The organism is Streptomyces carpinensis, from assembly GCF_002154505.1.
Lineage (GTDB): Bacteria > Actinomycetota > Actinomycetes > Streptomycetales > Streptomycetaceae > Streptomyces > Streptomyces carpinensis.
The window spans coordinates 1-16,629 of the sequence record NZ_MUBM01000205.1 but is presented as its reverse complement, the minus strand read 5'-3'; the positions used below and the strand labels follow the sequence as shown (position 1 = coordinate 16,629).

Annotated in this window: 14 protein-coding genes and 1 pseudogene; 2 read left to right on the top strand and 13 right to left on the bottom strand. The window is 69.8% G+C overall.

What is annotated here, in order from left to right:
• Nucleotides 1-44: 44 nt before the first annotated feature.
• From BZY54_RS26475 to BZY54_RS26465, 3 genes are all read right to left on the bottom strand, one after another.
• The gene (locus tag BZY54_RS26475; RefSeq protein ID WP_086727836.1) at nt 45-1,106 is read right to left on the bottom strand and encodes an ABC transporter substrate-binding protein; all 1,062 of its coding nucleotides are present in this window, start codon (nt 1,104-1,106) and stop codon (nt 45-47) included.
• Between the two features lie 79 nt (nt 1,107-1,185).
• Nucleotides 1,186-2,049, bottom strand: coding sequence for an ABC transporter permease (locus BZY54_RS26470; protein WP_086727835.1), 864 nt, complete (start codon nt 2,047-2,049; stop codon nt 1,186-1,188).
• On the bottom strand, nt 2,039-2,854 hold the full coding sequence (locus tag BZY54_RS26465; protein WP_086727834.1) for an ABC transporter ATP-binding protein: 816 nt from the start codon (nt 2,852-2,854) through the stop codon (nt 2,039-2,041). The genes BZY54_RS26470 and BZY54_RS26465 overlap by 11 nt, the downstream gene beginning before the upstream one ends.
• Before the next feature lie 161 nt (nt 2,855-3,015).
• On the opposite strand from BZY54_RS26465, the gene BZY54_RS26460 reads away from it, so the two are divergent.
• Nucleotides 3,016-3,708, top strand: a complete 693-nt coding sequence (locus BZY54_RS26460; RefSeq protein ID WP_086727833.1) for a response regulator — start codon at nt 3,016-3,018, stop codon at nt 3,706-3,708.
• 66 nt (nt 3,709-3,774) lie between these two features.
• Here BZY54_RS26460 and BZY54_RS26455 read toward each other — a convergent pair whose 3' ends face one another.
• From BZY54_RS26455 to BZY54_RS26430, 6 genes are all read right to left on the bottom strand, one after another.
• The gene (locus BZY54_RS26455; protein ID WP_086727832.1) at nt 3,775-5,367 is read right to left on the bottom strand and encodes a solute symporter family protein; all 1,593 of its coding nucleotides are present in this window, start codon (nt 5,365-5,367) and stop codon (nt 3,775-3,777) included.
• Complete coding sequence (locus tag BZY54_RS26450) at nt 5,364-5,921, bottom strand: DUF485 domain-containing protein (protein ID WP_086727831.1); 558 nt, start codon at nt 5,919-5,921, stop codon at nt 5,364-5,366. The genes BZY54_RS26455 and BZY54_RS26450 overlap by 4 nt, the downstream gene beginning before the upstream one ends.
• Before the next feature lie 69 nt (nt 5,922-5,990).
• Nucleotides 5,991-6,680 (bottom strand): response regulator transcription factor, encoded by a 690-nt coding sequence (locus tag BZY54_RS26445; RefSeq protein ID WP_086727830.1) that lies wholly within the window; start codon nt 6,678-6,680, stop codon nt 5,991-5,993.
• A complete protein-coding gene (locus tag BZY54_RS26440; protein ID WP_086727829.1) occupies nt 6,677-7,828 on the bottom strand; it encodes a sensor histidine kinase in 1,152 nt (383 codons plus the stop codon). Before BZY54_RS26440 ends, BZY54_RS26445 begins: the two co-directional genes overlap by 4 nt.
• A complete protein-coding gene (locus tag BZY54_RS26435; protein ID WP_086727828.1) occupies nt 7,825-8,349 on the bottom strand; it encodes a CcdC protein domain-containing protein in 525 nt (174 codons plus the stop codon). Before BZY54_RS26435 ends, BZY54_RS26440 begins: the two co-directional genes overlap by 4 nt.
• A gap of 396 nt (nt 8,350-8,745) precedes the next feature.
• On the bottom strand, nt 8,746-10,869 hold the full coding sequence (locus BZY54_RS26430) for a DNA gyrase/topoisomerase IV subunit B (protein ID WP_086727827.1): 2,124 nt from the start codon (nt 10,867-10,869) through the stop codon (nt 8,746-8,748).
• A gap of 439 nt (nt 10,870-11,308) precedes the next feature.
• Between BZY54_RS26430 and BZY54_RS26425 the strand changes: the two genes are divergently transcribed.
• A complete protein-coding gene (locus BZY54_RS26425) occupies nt 11,309-11,539 on the top strand; it encodes a DUF7455 domain-containing protein (RefSeq protein WP_086727826.1) in 231 nt (76 codons plus the stop codon).
• Nucleotides 11,540-11,647: 108 nt separating this feature from the next.
• Here the strand turns inward: BZY54_RS26425 and BZY54_RS26420 are convergent, their stop codons facing one another.
• The 4 genes and pseudogenes from BZY54_RS26420 to BZY54_RS26405 form a co-directional block, all read right to left on the bottom strand.
• Nucleotides 11,648-12,505, bottom strand: coding sequence for a serine protease (locus BZY54_RS26420; protein ID WP_086727825.1), 858 nt, complete (start codon nt 12,503-12,505; stop codon nt 11,648-11,650).
• A 122-nt stretch (nt 12,506-12,627) separates the two neighbouring features.
• Entirely contained in the window at nt 12,628-14,169 is a 1,542-nt protein-coding gene (locus BZY54_RS26415; protein ID WP_086727876.1) for an RNA polymerase sigma factor, read from the bottom strand.
• A gap of 453 nt (nt 14,170-14,622) precedes the next feature.
• Nucleotides 14,623-15,510, bottom strand: a complete 888-nt coding sequence (locus tag BZY54_RS26410; protein WP_086727824.1) for a FadR/GntR family transcriptional regulator — start codon at nt 15,508-15,510, stop codon at nt 14,623-14,625.
• Between the two features lie 162 nt (nt 15,511-15,672).
• A pseudogene (locus BZY54_RS26405) lies at nt 15,673-16,629 on the bottom strand (ABC transporter); the annotation flags it as partial.

Here is a 16,629-nt window from a genome sequence, read left to right as displayed (position 1 = left end):
TCGGGGGCGGGGGACGAGACCGTGTCCCCCTGTGCATACGGATGTCAGCCGGTGGCCTTCTCGACGAACTCGGTGGTGAAGGTCTTGCTCAGGTCCACCTTGGCGTTCTTGATGTTGGGGTTGAACGCCTTGAGGACCTTCTCAACGGTTGCGGGACCGTCGGCCGGCATGACGCCGTCCTTGGTGAACATCGGCAGCGTGCTCTTGATCGCCTCGGCGTAGAGCGCCTTGTTGCCCTGGGAGTAGTCGGCGGGCATCTTGGCGGCGATCTCGGAGGCGCTGTGGGTGGACATCCACTTGAGCGTCTTGACGAACGCGTTGGCCAGCTTCTGGACGGTGTCCTTGTGACCGTTGACCCAGTCGGTCTGCATGTACAGGCTCGACGACGGGTACGGGCCGCCGAGCGCCGCCTGCGAACCCTCCGGGGTCCGCATGTCGAGGAGGATCTTGCCGGCCTTCTTGTCCAGGATCGTCGCGACGGTCGGGTCGGTCGTCATACCGGCGTCGATGGAGCCCTTCTGGAGGGCGGAGATGAAGGTCGGTCCGGCCCCGACGGCGACCGGCGAGAACTCGTTGACGTTCACACCGTTCTTGACCGCGAGGTACTTCGTGAGGAAGTCGGTCGAGGAGCCGAGGCCGGTGACGCCGAGCTTCTTGCCCTTGAAGTCCTTCGATGAACCGATCTTGCCGGCCGCCTTGCTGGAGACGACCTCCACCTCGCCGGGGGCGTGCGAGAACTGGACCACGGACTCGACGTTCTTGCCCTTGACCTGCAGGTCGAGCGTGTGGTCGTAGAAGCCGACGGCGCCCTGCACCTGGCCGGAGACGAGCGCGGTCTCGGCCTGGACACCGGCGGGCTCGCTCAGCAGCTCGACATTGAGGCCTTCCGCGGAGAAGTAGCCGAGGCGCTGGGTGAGCATCGCCGGCATGTAGATGACCTTGTCCAGGCCACCGACCATGATCTTGACGTGCTCGCCCTTGCCGCCGCCCCCGCCACCGCCGCTGTTCGCGGTCGAGCTGGCCGCGTCGTTGGCGCAGGCGGTGAGGGAGGACAGGGCGAGCAGACCGGCGACGGCCGAGGCGGCGAATCTGGCGGACTTGCGCATGGCGGTTTCACGTCCTTGTGAGAGGGCGGTGCGGGAGAAGAAGAACTACGAAGAAGCGGTGATACGGCAGTGGTGAGGGTCAGTGCTCGGAATCCGCGGGCTTCCAGCGGAAGATGCGCCGCTCGGCGAAGGTGAGCAGGCCCTCGGCGACGAGCGCGACCGCGGCGAGGATGACCATCGCGGCGTACACACCGGCGGCGTTGAACGTGCCCTGGGACTGCGCGACGAGCAGGCCGATGCCCCGGGTCGCGCCGATGTACTCGCCGACGATCGCACCGATGAGGGCGAAGCCGAAGCTCACGTGGAGGCTGGTGAAGATCCACGAGGTCGCGGACGGGATGACCACCTGGAGCGTGACCCTGCGGTCGCTCGCACCCAGGATCCGGGCGTTGGCCACCAGATTGCGGTCGACCTCGCGGGCGCCCTGGAAGGCGTTGAAGAACACCGGGAAGAAGACGAGGACCACGGCGGAGGCGACCTTGGAGGCCGGGCCGAGCCCGAACCAGATCACGAAGATCGGGGCGAGCACGATCCTCGGTATGGAGTTGAGCACCTTGATGTAAGGACCGAGGATATCGGCGAGGAACGCGACGCGACCCAGCGCGATACCGAGGACCACACCTGCCACGACACCGACGACCCAGCCGAGCAGCGCCTCGTAGAGCGTGTACCAGATCTGTTCGCCCAGCGAGCCGAGCGCGGTGCCGTGGGTGATCCAGGTCCAGATCTGGTCCCATATCTGCGAGGGCATCGAGAAGTTGAACGGGTCGATGACCTTGGCCCGGGAGAGCACCTCCCACAGGCCGAGCACGGCCACCAGCAGCAGGACGCGGGCGGAGGTGATGACGACCTTGCGTCTGCGGGCGGCCTGGGCCCGGGAGAGCGCGCGGTCCGGGGTCTTCGCCGTCTCGGCGACCGGTGTGCTGAGGACCTCAGGCGACATTGGCGGCACCCCTCTCGCGGGTGATGCGGACCTCTTCGCCGAGGGACTCCCAGATCTCGCGGTAGATGTCGATGAACTCCGACTGCAGGCGCACCTGCTCGACCTTGCGCGGACGGGGCAGGCCGATGTCGAAGACCTGCTTGACGGTCGCGGGGCCGGCGGTCATCACGACGACCTTGTCGGCCAGCGCGATGGCCTCCTCCAGGTCGTGGGTGACGAACACGACCGAGGCGCCCGTCCCCTCCCACAGCTCCAGGAGCTCGTCCGACATCAGCGCCCGGGTCTGCACGTCGAGCGCCGAGAACGGCTCGTCCATCAGCAGGATCTCGGGGTCGTTGACAAAGGTGGCGGCAAGGGCGACGCGCTTGCGCTGGCCGCCGGAGAGCTGGTGCGGGTAGCGGTCCTCGAAGGCGGCGAGCCCGACCCGGGCCAGCCATGCGCGCGCCTTCTCCTTCGCCTCCGCCTTGGGTACGCCGCGGAAGCGCGGTCCGGCCATCACGTTGGACAGCACGGTACGCCAGGGGAAGGTCGCGTCCTGCTGGAAGACGAAGCCGACCCTGCCGCCGACGCCCTGAACCGGCTCGCCGGCCACCAGCACATCGCCCTGCGTGGGCTCCTCGAGGCCACTGACCAGGGTCAGCGTGGTCGACTTGCCGCAACCGGTGGGGCCGACCACGGCCACGAACTCACCCCGCCGAACGGTGAGGTCCAGATCCTTCACAGCGGTGTGCAGGCCCCCGGACGGGGTCCTGAAAGTCTTGCTCGCGCCCCGTAGCTCGATGGCGGGGCTGGTGTCTGTGCTCATGGCCCGGGACGGTAGGTGTGGTCCCTGCCACAGCAGCAGTCTTCTGGGCGCAAGCCGTTCTTTTGCTCGCAAGCATCTGTTGTGCTCGTTTTGCTCGCGCTACAACAACGGAGCCGAAACACGGGCTTAACGCTCGCCTGGCCTTGGGAGAAAGAGGCCCGATGATTGACGTCCTGGTGGTCGACGACGACTTCCGTGTCGCCGAGATCAACGCCAAGTACGTGGGAAAGGTTCCCGGCTTCCGGGTGACCGCCCGCGCGCACAGTGCCGCGCAGGCACTGACCGCCGTGCAGCGCGGCGGTATCGACCTGGTCCTGCTCGACCACTATCTGCCCGACCGTACGGGGCTGGAACTCGTCCACCGCATGCGTGAGCAGGGCCTGGGCACGGACGTCATCATGATCACGGCGGCCGGCGACGTGGCGACGGTGCAGCAGGCGATGCGTCTGGGCGCACTGCACTACCTGGTCAAGCCCTTCACCTTCGCGGCGCTGCGCACCCGCCTGGAGTCCTACGCCGCGCTGCGCCGCACCGTCGACCGCGTCGGCGGGCACGGGGTGGCCGGACAGGAGCAGGTGGACCGGATATTCGGCGCGCTGCGCACCACGCCCGCGCCTTCCTCTCCCGGACTGCCCAGCGGCCACTCGGAGCCCACCACGGACCTCATCTGCGGTGTCCTGCACCGCGCCGACCAGCCCCTGTCGGCCCACGAGGTGGCCGCCCGGACCGGCCTGAGCCGCTCCACCGCCCAGCGCTACCTCCGTCACCTGGAACAGGCCGGCCGCCTGCGCCTGTCGCTGAAGTACGGCGACACCGGGCGCCCGGAGCACCGGTACGCATGGGTGGCGCCGTAGACACGTTTCCCCGTCCGCGGTGGTACGACTGCTGCGGGCTCGGCGGTTCGTCGGGGCCGGTCGGCCCTACACGGCGCCCGCTCCCGTCAGCGACCGGACCTCCGTCTCCGCGTGTTTGGCCTCGTCCGGCGGCTCGGTGGAGGTGACGGTGCCGAGCCAGCCGGCGACAAAGCCCAGCGGAACCGAGACGATCCCGGGGTTCTGCAGCGGGAAGTACTGGAAGTCGACGCCCGGGAACAGCGAGTCGGGACTGCCGGAGACCACTGGCGAGAGCACGACCAGCCCCAGGGCCGGAATCAGCCCGCCGTACACGGCCCACACCGCGCCACGGGTCGTGAAACGGTGCCAGAACAGCGAGTACAGCAGCACCGGCAGGTTCGCGGAGGCCGCGACGGCGAAGGCGAGACCCACCAGGAACGCGACGTTCAGGTCGCGGGCGAGCAGTCCGAGGGCGATGGCGACCACCCCGATGCCGACGGCCGCGACCCGCGCCACGGCGACCTCGCTGCGCTGCCGGCCGCTGCGGCGTCGCAGCGACGCGTACAGGTCGTGGGCCACGGACGCAGAGGAGGCGAGCGTGATCCCGGCGACCACCGCGAGGATGGTGGCGAAGGCGACGGCCGCCACCACCGCGAACAGGATCGTGCCACCCGTGGAGTCCGCGCCGCCCCCCAGCTTCAGGGCCAGCAGCGGAATCGCCGTGTTCCCTGCCGCGTTCGACCCTCGTACGGCCTCCGGTCCGACGATCGCCGCCGCGCCGAACCCGAGGACGATCGCCATCAGGTAGAAGCCGCCGATGAGCCCGATGGACCAGATCGCCGAACGACGCGCTGCCCGCGCGGTCGGCACGGTGTAGAAGCGGGACAGGATGTGCGGCAGCCCGCCCGTGCCGAGCACGAGCGCGAGCCCGAGACTGATGAAGTCCAGGCGGGCCGTCCAGTCCCCGCCGTACTTCAGTCCCGGCGCCAGGAAGGCGTCCGCGTGGCCGCTGCGCCCGGCCGCGGCGAGCAGCAGCCGGTCCAGGTCGCCGTGGAAGCGGGCCATGACGAGCACGGTCAGCACGACGGTGCCGCCCAGCAGTACGACCGCCTTGACGATCTGGATCCACGTCGTGGCCCGCATCCCTCCCAACGAGACGTAGATCACCATCAGCGCGCCGACACCGATGACCGTCCAGGCCTGCGCCGCCCCGCCCGACCGTCCGAGGAGCAGGGCCACCAGGCTGCCCGCGCCCACCATCTGCGCCACCAGATACAGAACGGACACGGTGACCGAGGAGGTTCCCGCCGCGATCCGCACCGGCCGTTCGCTCATCCGTGCCGCGACCACGTCGGCGAGCGTGAACCGGCCGCAGTTGCGGACGAGTTCCGCGACGAGGAACAGCACCACCAGCCAGCCCACGAGAAAGCCCACCACGTACAACACCCCGTCGTAGCCGAACAGGGCGATCAGCCCGGGGACGCCGAGGAAGGAGGCGGCCGAGGCGTAGTCGCCCGCGATGGCAAAACCGTTCTCCATGGGTGTGAACAGCCGCCCGCCCGCATAGAACTCCTCCGCCGAACCGTGCCGGTGGCGGCTCACCCAGGTGGTGATGGCCAGCGTGACGGCGACGAACACGCTGAACAGCAGCAGCGCCAGGGTCTGATGGTCACCGGTCACGACGCACCGCCTCCGGCGGCGCCCCGCGTCAGTTCCTGGGTGTCCCAGCGCAGTTCCAGCGCGGCCCGGTCCCGGCGCAGCCGCGCGTGCCGCGCGTAGGACCAGGCGAAGAGGAAGGTGGTGAGGAACTGACCCAGCCCGGCGAGCATCGCCACGTTCACCGCCCCCGCCACCGGCCGCGCCATGAACCCCGGGGCGGTGGTCGCGGCCACGACGTACACCAGGTACCAGACGAAGAAGACCGCCACCGCCGGCACCACGAACCTCCGGTAGCGGCTGCGCACCTCCTGGAACGCCGCGCTGCGCTGCACCTCCAGGTACACCTCTCCCGCCCCGTCGGCGCCCCGCCCGATCTGCCCCTCCCGGCGTGCCGCCGGCACCGGTGCGACGGGGAGGCCGGTACCGTCCCCCTCGCCCCACCCGGACGCCAGTGCGTCGTACCAGGGGTCGCGGTACCTCATGTCCTCGGGTGCCGGGTCCTGCCCGTCGTGGTGGCCCGACGTGTTCTCGGGACCGCCTCCGCCCCCGTGGGGACGGCTGTTGCTTGGCTGCATGCCCCAGGATGGACAGAACGGGAAGACCCCGGACTTCGCTTCTCCGCGCTCTTCACCCCATCAGGTGATTCACCTCGTCGGCGGCCGCACCAGCCCGTTCGCGTAGGCGTAACGCACCGCCTGCGCCCGGTCCTTGAGGCCGGTCTTGGCGAAGAGGTTGTTGATGTGGGTCTTCACCGTCGCGGTGGAGACGTGCAGCCGGCGGGCGATCTCTTGGTTGGTCAGGCCCTCGGCGATCAGCACCAGCACCTCGCACTCGCGCGCGGTGAGTCCGTCCGGCGCCTCGGGGGCGGCGGTCGGGCGGGGCGCGGGCTCCGGCTCGGACAGCCGCTCCAGCAGCCGCCGTTGGATGCTGGGCGACAGTCCCGCGTCACCGGACAGCACGCTCTCCACGGCCCGGACGATCTCGTCACCTCCCGCGTCCTTGGTGAGATACCCGCGTGCTCCCGCCCGGAGGGCCGGAAACAGCGACTCGTCGTCCGCGTAGGTCGTCAGGACCACCACCTGTGTCCCAGGGTGTTCCGACCGGATCCGCCGGGTGGCCTCCACACCGTCGCACCGAGGCATGCGCAGGTCCATCAGGACCACGTCGGGAGCGAGTTCCGCGACGAGCTCCACCGCCTCGTCCCCGTCGGCCGCGGACCCCACGACCTCGATCCCCGGCAGCAGCCCCAGCAGCATCACGATGCCCTCCCGGACAACGGTCTGGTCGTCCGCCACCACCACCCGTGCGGGCTTCTTGCCGGCCTCCTCGCTCACACCGGCACCTTCAACGTCACCGCGAACCCCTCCTCGTGCGGCCCCGCCTCCAGCGAACCGCCCAGCAGCTCGGCACGCTCCCGCATGCCCAGCAGACCGTACCCGCCCCCGGCCCCGGCGAGCTCGCCCGGTCTGCCGCCCGAATCCCGTACGTCCAGCATCACCTGGTGCTCGCCGTAGTCGAGCCGGACCCGGACCTTGGCACCCGGCGCGTGCTTGCGGACATTGGTCAGGGCTTCCTGGGCGACCCTGCGCACGGCCTGCGAGGCCTCGGCGGGCAGCGGTCTGCGTTCACCCGAGATGGTGACCTCTGCACCGTCGTTCACCCCGACGAGCTCGCTGAGGAAGTCCTCCAGCGGGGTCAGGTCACCGCGCAGGGCGGACAGGGCCTGCCGGGTCTCGGCGAGACCGTCGCGGGCCATCCCCCGGGCCGCCACCACCCGTTCCAGGATCTGCTCCCGCTCGGCCCCCCGCTCGAGGAGCAGCCGGGCGGCCTCCAGATGCACGAGCTGCGCCGAGAGGCTGTGGGCCAGCACGTCGTGGATCTCCCGGGCGATCCTGGCCCGCTCGGCCAGTGCCGCCGACTCCGCCTCCGCCGCGAGCGCGGCCCGCTCCTGGGTGAGGAGCCGCTGGGCGTTTCCGCGGGCCTCGGCATCGAGCCGCAGGACGTAGCCGGCGAGGGCGAGGCCGACGCTCGTGACGACGGTGGTCAGCCACTTGTCGTCGTTGACGACGCTGTAAGCGGTCAGAGCGACGGCCGTCACGGACGTGGCAGCGGCGAGGGGCATTCTCTCCAGCGCGCAGACCGCGCAACCGCAGAAGATGACGAGCGCGGGCACCGTGAAGCCGGTGGTCTGGGCGGCGACCGCGATGCCCAGCAGTACCGCGATGAGTCCCAGGGAGGGCCAGAGCCGGTGTGCGAGCGTGGTCCGGAAGTAGGCCCAGGCGGCGGCCGCCGCCACGAGGACACCCACCGCCGCCGCGACCGCGCCCCAGAGGGGAACCCGGCTGCTGCTGACGGCGCCCCACAGCAGCGTGGCGGTCACCAGCAGCCGCACGGCCCGGCTGAGCAGCCGTCGAGGCTGTGAGATGCCCGCGCGTCCCAGCGCCTCCGGCGAGGGCCAGCGCGTCCAGGCGTTCTCCGTCACACGCGCTCCTTCCACGCGGGTCGGGGCCCGTCGCCACCGTACGCCGCGGCCGTGGCCGACGCCGAGGTCAGCCCACGCGTCCGCCAGACGAGGATCCCCGAGCGGACCAGCAGCGTGCCGGCGAGGGCGAACATCAGGGCCCCGCTGTCCTGGTGCACGCCGAGCACGGCACCGAGCGCGAAGAGACCGGCACGCAGGGCTATGCCGCCGATCCAGACGGCCACGCTGGCCTTGCTGCTCTTGGTCCACACCGTGCCGTCCGGCTCCGCCCATATGCGGGTCGTCCAGGCCCAGCCGGCTCCCGTGCCCAGGCCGATGACCAGTTCGGCGGCGAGCAGCACGACGGACTCGGTGCGGTGGTGGGCATCGACCATGCCGGGTTCGCGAAGGGCGACGAACGCCAGGATCACGGGCAGGAGCCACCAGCGTCGATCGGCGTCGAGCCGGCGTGCGCGGAACTGCCGGGTGATCACCAGGGCGGCGACGGCGACGATCACCAGCGCGTTGACGAGCCCGGACATCAGAGCCTCCGTGAGCGGGAAGGAGAGGCCGGCGGCGCGGTGCCGCCGACGCCTTCGACGCTACGGAAAACCGCGGTCCGGCTGATCGGAGCCGGGGTGGATCAGGGGTGGAAACCGCGACCCTGCCGATCTCCACCCACGGGTGGAGAACACCCGCTCGGCCAGGGCGTGGCCGAGCGGGGCTGGGCTGAGCTGGGGGCGCGGACGTCCGGTGACGTCCACGCAGAGCCTCGCTGGCCTCCGCCTACATCCACGCAGAGTCTCGTGCCTCCGCCGGCACCCGCGCAAAGCCTCGTGCCTCCGCCGTACAAAAGCCCCGGCCGGGGATACCAGGGCCCCGGCGGTGCGTGCCAGGGCCCTGGTCGCGCGCACCGAGGCCCGGGTAGGGCCCGGCGGCTACGCGTCGATGCGCGAGCGGTCCAGCGTGGCCGCCGAACTGGCGATGAACTCCTTGCGCGGCGCTACCTCGTTGCCCATCAGCAGGTCGAAGACCTCCTCCGCGGCCTCCAGGTCGGAGAGGTTGATGCGGCGCAGGGTGCGGTGGCGGGGGTCCATGGTGGTCTCGGCCAGCTGGTCGGCGTCCATCTCACCGAGACCCTTGTACCGCTGGATCGAGTCCTTGTACCGGATGTTCTTGCTCTGGAACTCGAGCAGCTTGTCGCGCAGTTCGCGGTCCGAGTACGTGTAGACGTACTTGTCCTGGCCCTTCTTCGGCTGGATCAGCTCGATGCGGTGCAGCGGCGGCACCGCGGCGAAGACCCGGCCGGCCTCGACCATCGGCCGCATGTACCGGTGGAACAGCGTCAGGAGCAGGGTCCGGATGTGGGAGCCGTCCACATCGGCGTCGGTCATCATGATGATCTTGCCGTAGCGGGCGGCGTCGAGGTCGAAGGTCCGGCCGGAGCCTGCTCCTATGACCTGGATGATCGCGCCGCACTCGGCGTTCTTCAGCATGTCCGTGACCGACGACTTCTGGACGTTGAGGATCTTGCCGCGGATCGGCAGCAGCGCCTGGAACTCGGAGTTCCGGGCCAGCTTCGCCGTACCGAGGGCGGAGTCGCCCTCGACGATGAACAGCTCGCTGCGGTCGACGTCGTCGCTGCGGCAGTCGGCCAGCTTGGCCGGCAGCGAGGAGGACTCCAGAGCCGTCTTGCGGCGTTGCGCGTCCTTGTGCTGGCGGGCGGCGATGCGCGTGCGGGCTGCGGCGACGGCCTTCTCCAGGACCACGCGGGCCTGCTGTGCGGCGTCGCGCTTGGTGGAGGTCAGGAACGCCTTGAGTTCCTTGGTCACCACGTTGTTCACGATACGGCGGGCCGCCGAGGTGCCGAGGACCTCCTTGGTCTGGCCCTCGAACTGGGGCTCGGCGAGCCGGACCGTGACCACGGCGGTGAGGCCCTCCAGCGCGTCGTCCTTGACGATGTCGTCCTCCGCGACGCGCAGCAGCTTCTTGGCCCGCAGCACCTCGTTGATCGTCTTGGCGACGGCCTGCTCGAAGCCGGCGACGTGGGTGCCGCCCTTGGGGGTGGCGATGATGTTGACGAAGGACCGCAGCGTCGTGTCGTAGCCGGTTCCCCAGCGCAGCGCGATGTCCACGCCGAGCTCACGGGTCACCTCGGTGGGCGTCATCTGGCCGTGGTCGTCGAGGACCGGGACGGTCTCCTTGAAGGTGCCCTGACCGTTGAAGCGGAGGACGTCGCAGACCGGCTTGTCACTCGCCAGGTACTCGCAGAACTCGCTGATGCCACCGTCGAAGCGGAAGGACTCCTCGCCCTTGCTGCCGCCCTCGCCGAGGCCATACTCGTCGCGCACCACGATGGTCAGGCCCGGCACCAGGAACGCCGTCTGGCGGGCGCGCTGGTGCAGATTCTCCAGGGACAGCTTGGCGTCCTTCAGGAAGATCTGGCGGTCGGCCCAGTAGCGCACGCGCGTGCCGGTGCGGCTCTTCGGGATCTTCTTGGCCTTGCGCAGGCCGCCCTTGGCCTCGAACTTGGCGTCGGGACCGTTGCCCGAGAACGCTCCGGGCACACCGCGCCGGAAGCTGATGGCATGGGTGTGGCCGCCGCGGTCCACCTCGACGTCCAGCCGGGCGGACAGGGCGTTGACCACGGAGGCGCCGACTCCGTGCAGGCCGCCGGAGGCCGCGTACGAGCCGCCGCCGAACTTGCCGCCGGCGTGCAGCTTGGTCATGACGACCTCGACGCCGGACAGGCCGGTCCTGGGCTCGACGTCGACCGGGATGCCGCGGCCGTTGTCCCGCACCTCCACCGAGCCGTCGTCGTGCAGGACCACCTCGATGTGGTCGCAAACGCCGGCCAGGGCCTCGTCCACGGAGTTGTCGATGATCTCCCACAGGCAGTGCATCAGGCCGCGGCTGTCGGTGGACCCGATGTACATGCCCGGGCGCTTGCGCACGGCTTCGAGGCCCTCGAGGACGAGCAGGTGCCGCGCGGTGTAGTTGGAACCGTCCCGGTCTGCTCCTGCCAGCAGCGCTGTGGACGGCACGGACGTATCGGCGGTCACGCGGTTCGCTCCTCGCTGAATTTCAGGTGGGGCCCTGGTGGGTAAGGGCGCGGCTTCGGTTGCCGCTCAGAGGGTACCGAGGCCTGGTAGAGCCCTTGTAACGCAACCCTCTGCATCGACACAGACTAGTCCAGAGTCGCATGTACGTTCGATCCCTCGATGGAGTGAAGCACATATCACGTTCCTTTCGAGGCATGAACCATTTAGGCTCCGGGCACGTCCTCATGCAACAACCGGCAACCCGGCCGGGGAGGACCGACCATGACCGACAGCGCGAACCCGTAAGACACAAAGACGTAATACGGCACATTCGCCGCCAAACCGGCAACGGACAGCCTCTCGGAAAGATTTTTCGAGGAAATGCCACGAGCGGGAACGTTTGGGGCTGGTTGGATGTTGACCCTGGTACGACAGCTCGTCGAGCTAGAGAAGAGGCGACGTGACTACTGTTCTGACCCCCGCGAGCCCGCTGACGGCCGCTGATCGCTGCGACCGCTGCGGCGCCCAGGCATACCTGCGCGTCGTCCTGCTGAGCGGCGGAGAACTGCTCTTCTGCGCCCACCACGGTCGCAAGTTCGAGCCGGAACTCAAGAAGATCGCCGCCGAGATACAGGACGAGACCGAGCGCCTGACGTCTGTTCCGGCAAACTCGTCCGACGAAGAGCGCTGACCCCTCGCACGACGAGCCAGCTACCGGCACAGGCCGGCGAACGGGCGGCCGTTCCTGACACACGGGAGCGGCCGCCCGTCTTCATGCCCTCATGACCGGCGATCCCGGTCAGGCGTCACCGGCATCCTGATCCGGCTCCTCGGAGCCACCGGCACGAGCGAGAGTGCGTACGACGTCGGACACGCGGGTGTAGACGCCTGGGCTCCCCGCTCGTCCGCAGCCGCTCCCCCACGACACCAGCCCGATCAGTCGGCCCTGGGCGACCAGCGGGCCTCCACTGTCCCCCTGACAGGCGTCCCGCCCCCCTCTGGCCTCGCCCGCGCACAGCATCGTCTCGGGTTTGTAGGTGCCCTCGGCGGTGCCCGGATAAGCCCGCCGGCACTGGGCGTCGGGCAGGACGTGCACCCGTGCCGCGTGCAGGGAGTGGGCGTAGGCGGCGGCACCGGTGGTGTCCCCCCAGCCGTAGACCACGGCGCTCGTGCCCGGCCTGTACGCCGGGTCGCCCGGGCCCGCCATGGGGATGACGGCGCTCCGCGGCAGCGGCTGGGCCAGTTTGAGCACGGCGAAATCGCCCGCGTTCGTGGCCGTGTCGTACCGCGGATTGACCCAGATGGCGCGCACGTGGATCTCCTTGCCCCCACTGGTGAGCAGATCCGTTCGCCCCGTGATGACCTTCAGGTCCCGTGTCGGTGGCGCGCCGACCACCTCGCCGCCCAGACAGTGCGCCGCGGTGAGCACAGTGGTGCGGCCGACGGCCACGCCCCCGCAGAACTGCCCCGCGCGCGTACCCCCGAACCGGTCACGGCTGGAGAGCGCCACGGTCCACGGGCTCTGCGACACATCCACGGGAAAGCCACCGACAACACCGTCAGCGGCCGCGGGGGCCGCGTTCACCAGCGGTATCGCGGCCGCAGCGGCCGCGAGGACGAGCGGCCGGACCAGTACTCGGGCAATACGGCGTCGCATACCCACTCCTCACTCTGTGGTGATCTTTGAAATCCCAGAGTCGGGCAGAGTGGCGCGCACCGCAGCACGAAGGCCCGGCCCCCGTGGAGGGGACCGGGTCTTCGGTGCCGTATGGCTGTGACCTAGTCGAGGTAGTCGCGCAGCACCTGCGAACGCGACGGGTGGCGCAGCTTCGACATGGTCTTGGACTCGATCTGGCGGATCCGCTCACGCGTCACGCCGTACACCTTGCCGATCTCGTCGAGAGTCTTCGGCTGACCGTCGGTGAGGCCGAAGCGCATGGAGACGACGCCGGCCTCGCGCTCGGACAGGGTGTCCAGCACGGAGTGCAGCTGCTCCTGCAGGAGCGTGAAGCTGACGGCGTCGGCGGGGACGACGGCCTCGGAGTCCTCGATGAGGTCACCGAACTCGCTGTCGCCGTCCTCACCCAGCGGGGTGTGCAGCGAGATGGGCTCGCGGCCGTACTTCTGGACCTCGATGACCTTCTCGGGGGTCATGTCGAGCTCCTTGGCCAGCTCCTCCGGGGTGGGCTCGCGGCCCAGGTCCTGGAGCATCTGGCGCTGCACGCGCGCGAGCTTGTTGATGACCTCGACCATGTGCACCGGGATACGGATGGTGCGGGCCTGGTCGGCCATCGCTCGGGTGATCGCCTGCCGGATCCACCAAGTGGCGTACGTGGAGAACTTGTAGCCCTTGGTGTAGTCGAACTTCTCCACCGCGCGGATCAGACCGAGGTTGCCCTCCTGGATGAGGTCCAGGAAGAGCATGCCGCGGCCGGTGTACCGCTTGGCCAGGGAGACCACCAGACGGAGGTTGGCCTCCAGGAGGTGGTTCTTGGCGCGGCGGCCGTCCTCGGCGATGATCTCCAGCTCACGCTTGAGCTTGGGTGCGAGCTTGTCGGAGTTGGCCAGCTTGTCCTCGGCGAAGAGACCCGCCTCGATGCGCTTGGCCAGCTCGACCTCCTGCTCGGCGTTGAGCAGGGGGACCTTGCCGATCTGCTTGAGGTAGTCCTTGACCGGGTCGGCGGTGGCGCCCGCAGCGGCGACCTGCTGGGCGGGGGCGTCGTCCTCGTCCTCGTCGGAGAGCACGAAACCGGCGCTCTCGGCGCCCTCCGGCTCCTCCGCGCCCTTGGGGTCCTCGAGCACCTCCTCCTCGAGAAGCTCGACGTCGTCCTTCTTGGCGGCGGTCTTCTTGGCCGCCGTCTTCTTCGCGGTGGCGGTCGCCTTCTTCGCCACCGTCTTCTTCGCGGCGGCCGTCTTCTTGGCGGCGGCCTTCTTGGGAGCGTCGTCCTCGGCGGGCGTGTCGACGGCGGGCGCCGCCGGGGTGGCGTTGGCGGTGGCCTTCCTGGTGGTGGTCACCGTCTTGGCCGCGACCGTCTTGGTGGCGGTGCGCTTGGCCGGACTCTTCGCTGCGACGCTCTTTCGGGTGCGCTTGTTGGGCTCCGCGGCACTGACCATCAGCGTCACACCCTCTTCCTCGAGGATCTGGTTGAGGCTGCGCAGTACGTTCTTCCACTGAGTGGCCGGAATCTGGTCAGCTTCGAAGGCCCGACGCACATCGTCGCCGGCGATCTGCCCCTCAGCCTTTCCCCGCTCAATGAGCGCCATGACAGAGACGGACTCGGCGATCTCCGGCGGGAGCGTACGGGATGTGCTGGCCGACACGAACAACCTCTCGGAACGTTGGAAAACGGCTTCCGGCCCCGTCCACAGCGGACAGGAGCCGACCACCGGCCTGGGGATTGGGCCGACGGTACGGGCGGGGGCCGGGGAAGATGCACAGCGCCGTGAACGGCGACCGTATTCCCTCCGCGGCTGTCACCTCTTAGGTCATCGCGTTGCTTCCCCGAGCGTTACGCCCATTCCGCGTGGCCCGAGTCACACCCCGTAAGCGCTCAAAAGCTGTCAGAAACGGGCATACGAGATCACCTGTCGCCAGCGACAGGTCACTCCGGCAGGAACTCCCCGGGGGCTCGCCCGCTCGCCATGCGGGGACCCCGCCGATTGTGCGGAGGATCCGGCGGGGTCTGTGAGGCCGCTCACCGGCCGGGTGAGGCCGCGGGAGGACGGCAGGTCCGGCCATGCCGTCCTCCCGCGGCCTCAGGCAGCGCTCGCGGCTCAGTGCTCGCGCGGCGCGGGAACCACCCGCTCGATCTCGGGATGCACCGTGAGCAATTGACGCATGGCACCTTCTGCCGCCGCCCCGTCGCCCGCCGCCAGCGCGTCGACGATCCGGCCGTGCTGCGCCAGGGACGTCTCGTTCGGCCGGTCGCAGCCCGTGACCGGTCCGCCGGAGACCTGTAGGGCGGCCGAGACGATCCCGGAGAGGTGCTCCAGCATGCGGTTGCCGGCGATCTGAATGAGCAAGTTGTGGAACTCGGTGTCCGCGCGGGAGAAGGTGAGCGCGTCGCCCTGCCCCAGGGCGTGCCCCATGATCTCGACCATGTCGGAGAGGCGCTGCTGGACGTCCTCACGCCCATGCCCGGCGGCGAGCCGCGCGGCGAGCGGTTCGATCGTCCACCGCAGCTCACTCAGCTCACGGCGCTGGTCGTCGCGCTGCGGCCCGAAGGCCCGCCACTCGATGATGTCCGCGTCGAGGAGATTCCAGTCGCTGACCGGGCGAACGCGTGTTCCGACGTTCGGCCGGGCGCTGACCAGGCCCTTGGCCTCCAGGACACGGAGCGACTCGCGGACGACGGTGCGGGACACCTCGAAGCGCTGGCCGATCTCCTCGGGCACCAGCGGGCGGTCGGCACCGAGGTCCCCGGAAACGATCATCTGACCCAGCTGCTGGACGAGTTGGCCGTGCAGTCCGCGGCCGCGGCTGCCCCCGGCGCGTCGGCCCACGCGCCCCAGCTCCGGGTCCGCACCCTCCCAGGGGGGGCTTGCGACGCGGTCGGGGACGTGCGCCTCCGTGTACGGGTAGCGGTCGAGTTCGCCCGGGCCGGCCAGACCTGAGTCTGAGTTGCGGGCGGCGGTCATCATGGTGTGCGCAAGGGTACTCACGGATCCTTTGTCGGCGTCGTTTCCAACTCCCTTGAGGTCTTTGGTGAAAAGCACACGAAAGGGTGATCGCTCACTCCGTCGTAATTGACGCCTTATTGGAAAGAAATGTGCTTTCCGTAAGGAGTTGCGCACAATGCGCGACCGGAAGAGCGCGATCGGTTGTCATCGGAGCCTGCTTCGCAGGGCCGTCAGCAGATATCCGCCCAGCAGCGCGACCAGCGACAAGGTCAACGCGCCGCCCACAGGTTGCGCGATCACGCGAGCCGCGGCGGCCAGATAGCGGTCTCCTCCGAAGGGCCACTGCAGCAGGAACGTCTGGCGCAGCCGCGCGGGCAGACCGGCCGCGTCCCCGGCCGCCCCGCCCAGAGCCTTCTGTACAACGGGTACGACGACCACCGGTACGGCGAGCACCGCCGCGAGCCCGGCGGAGGTGGAGCGGAAAACGCCGGCGGCCAGTACGCCGGCCCAGGCGCACCCCACGACCAGCCCCATCCAACTCGCGCCCAGAGCGAGCCAGTCGCCGGGAACCTGGGTGAGCTCCCGTCCGTAGACGAGATAGAGAACCTCGGCGTCGCAGCCGATGGTGAGGAAGGCGAGCATCAGCGCGCTGGCGGCGGCCACGACGAGCTTGGCGGTGAGCAGCCCGAGACGGCGGGGCACGGTGCCGCGGTCCGCGGCCAGCGCGGGGTGGCGGAACTCGTCGCCGAAGGCGAACGCGCCGAGCAGCCCGGCGCCCAGCGCCGCGGGTGGCAGGGGGAACTGCTGCGGCCATGCCGCCAGCAGCCGGGGCTGCGGGGTGTGGCCGAGCCGTCCCATGATCAGGGCGGTGAGGGCGGAGACGACGAGGACGGCGGCGGCGGTGACGAAACCCGTATTGATGCCGGAGGCGCGCCGCAGCTCATAGCGCAGGGGACGCAGAGGGCTGGGTGCGAGTCGGACGGAGATGGGGGGCGGGAGAGGGGACGACGTGTCGAGCCTGGCGGCCTCCGCCGGACGCGGGGTGGGAATCGAGGGTTGCGTGGCCGCCGGGTGGCCGGTCGTCGACTGAGCACTCGCGGCGTGGGCGGCGGTGGAGGAGGCGGCACGCGTGGTGGCGGGTCGGGAGCCCGGGGCGTGGGG

What these genes read in the sequence shown, in the direction of transcription:
- BZY54_RS26475 (WP_086727836.1), bottom strand. Translation starts at nt 1,106, where the DNA reads ATGCGCAAGTCCGCCAGATTCGCCGCCTCGGCCGTCGCCGGTCTGCTC.
- BZY54_RS26470 (WP_086727835.1), bottom strand. Translation starts at nt 2,049, where the DNA reads ATGTCGCCTGAGGTCCTCAGCACACCGGTCGCCGAGACGGCGAAGACC.
- BZY54_RS26465 (WP_086727834.1), bottom strand. Translation starts at nt 2,854, where the DNA reads ATGAGCACAGACACCAGCCCCGCCATCGAGCTACGGGGCGCGAGCAAG.
- BZY54_RS26460 (WP_086727833.1), top strand. Translation starts at nt 3,016, where the DNA reads ATGATTGACGTCCTGGTGGTCGACGACGACTTCCGTGTCGCCGAGATC.
- BZY54_RS26450 (WP_086727831.1), bottom strand. Translation starts at nt 5,921, where the DNA reads ATGCAGCCAAGCAACAGCCGTCCCCACGGGGGCGGAGGCGGTCCCGAG.
- BZY54_RS26435 (WP_086727828.1), bottom strand. Translation starts at nt 8,349, where the DNA reads ATGTCCGGGCTCGTCAACGCGCTGGTGATCGTCGCCGTCGCCGCCCTG.
- BZY54_RS26420 (WP_086727825.1), bottom strand. Translation starts at nt 12,505, where the DNA reads ATGCGACGCCGTATTGCCCGAGTACTGGTCCGGCCGCTCGTCCTCGCG.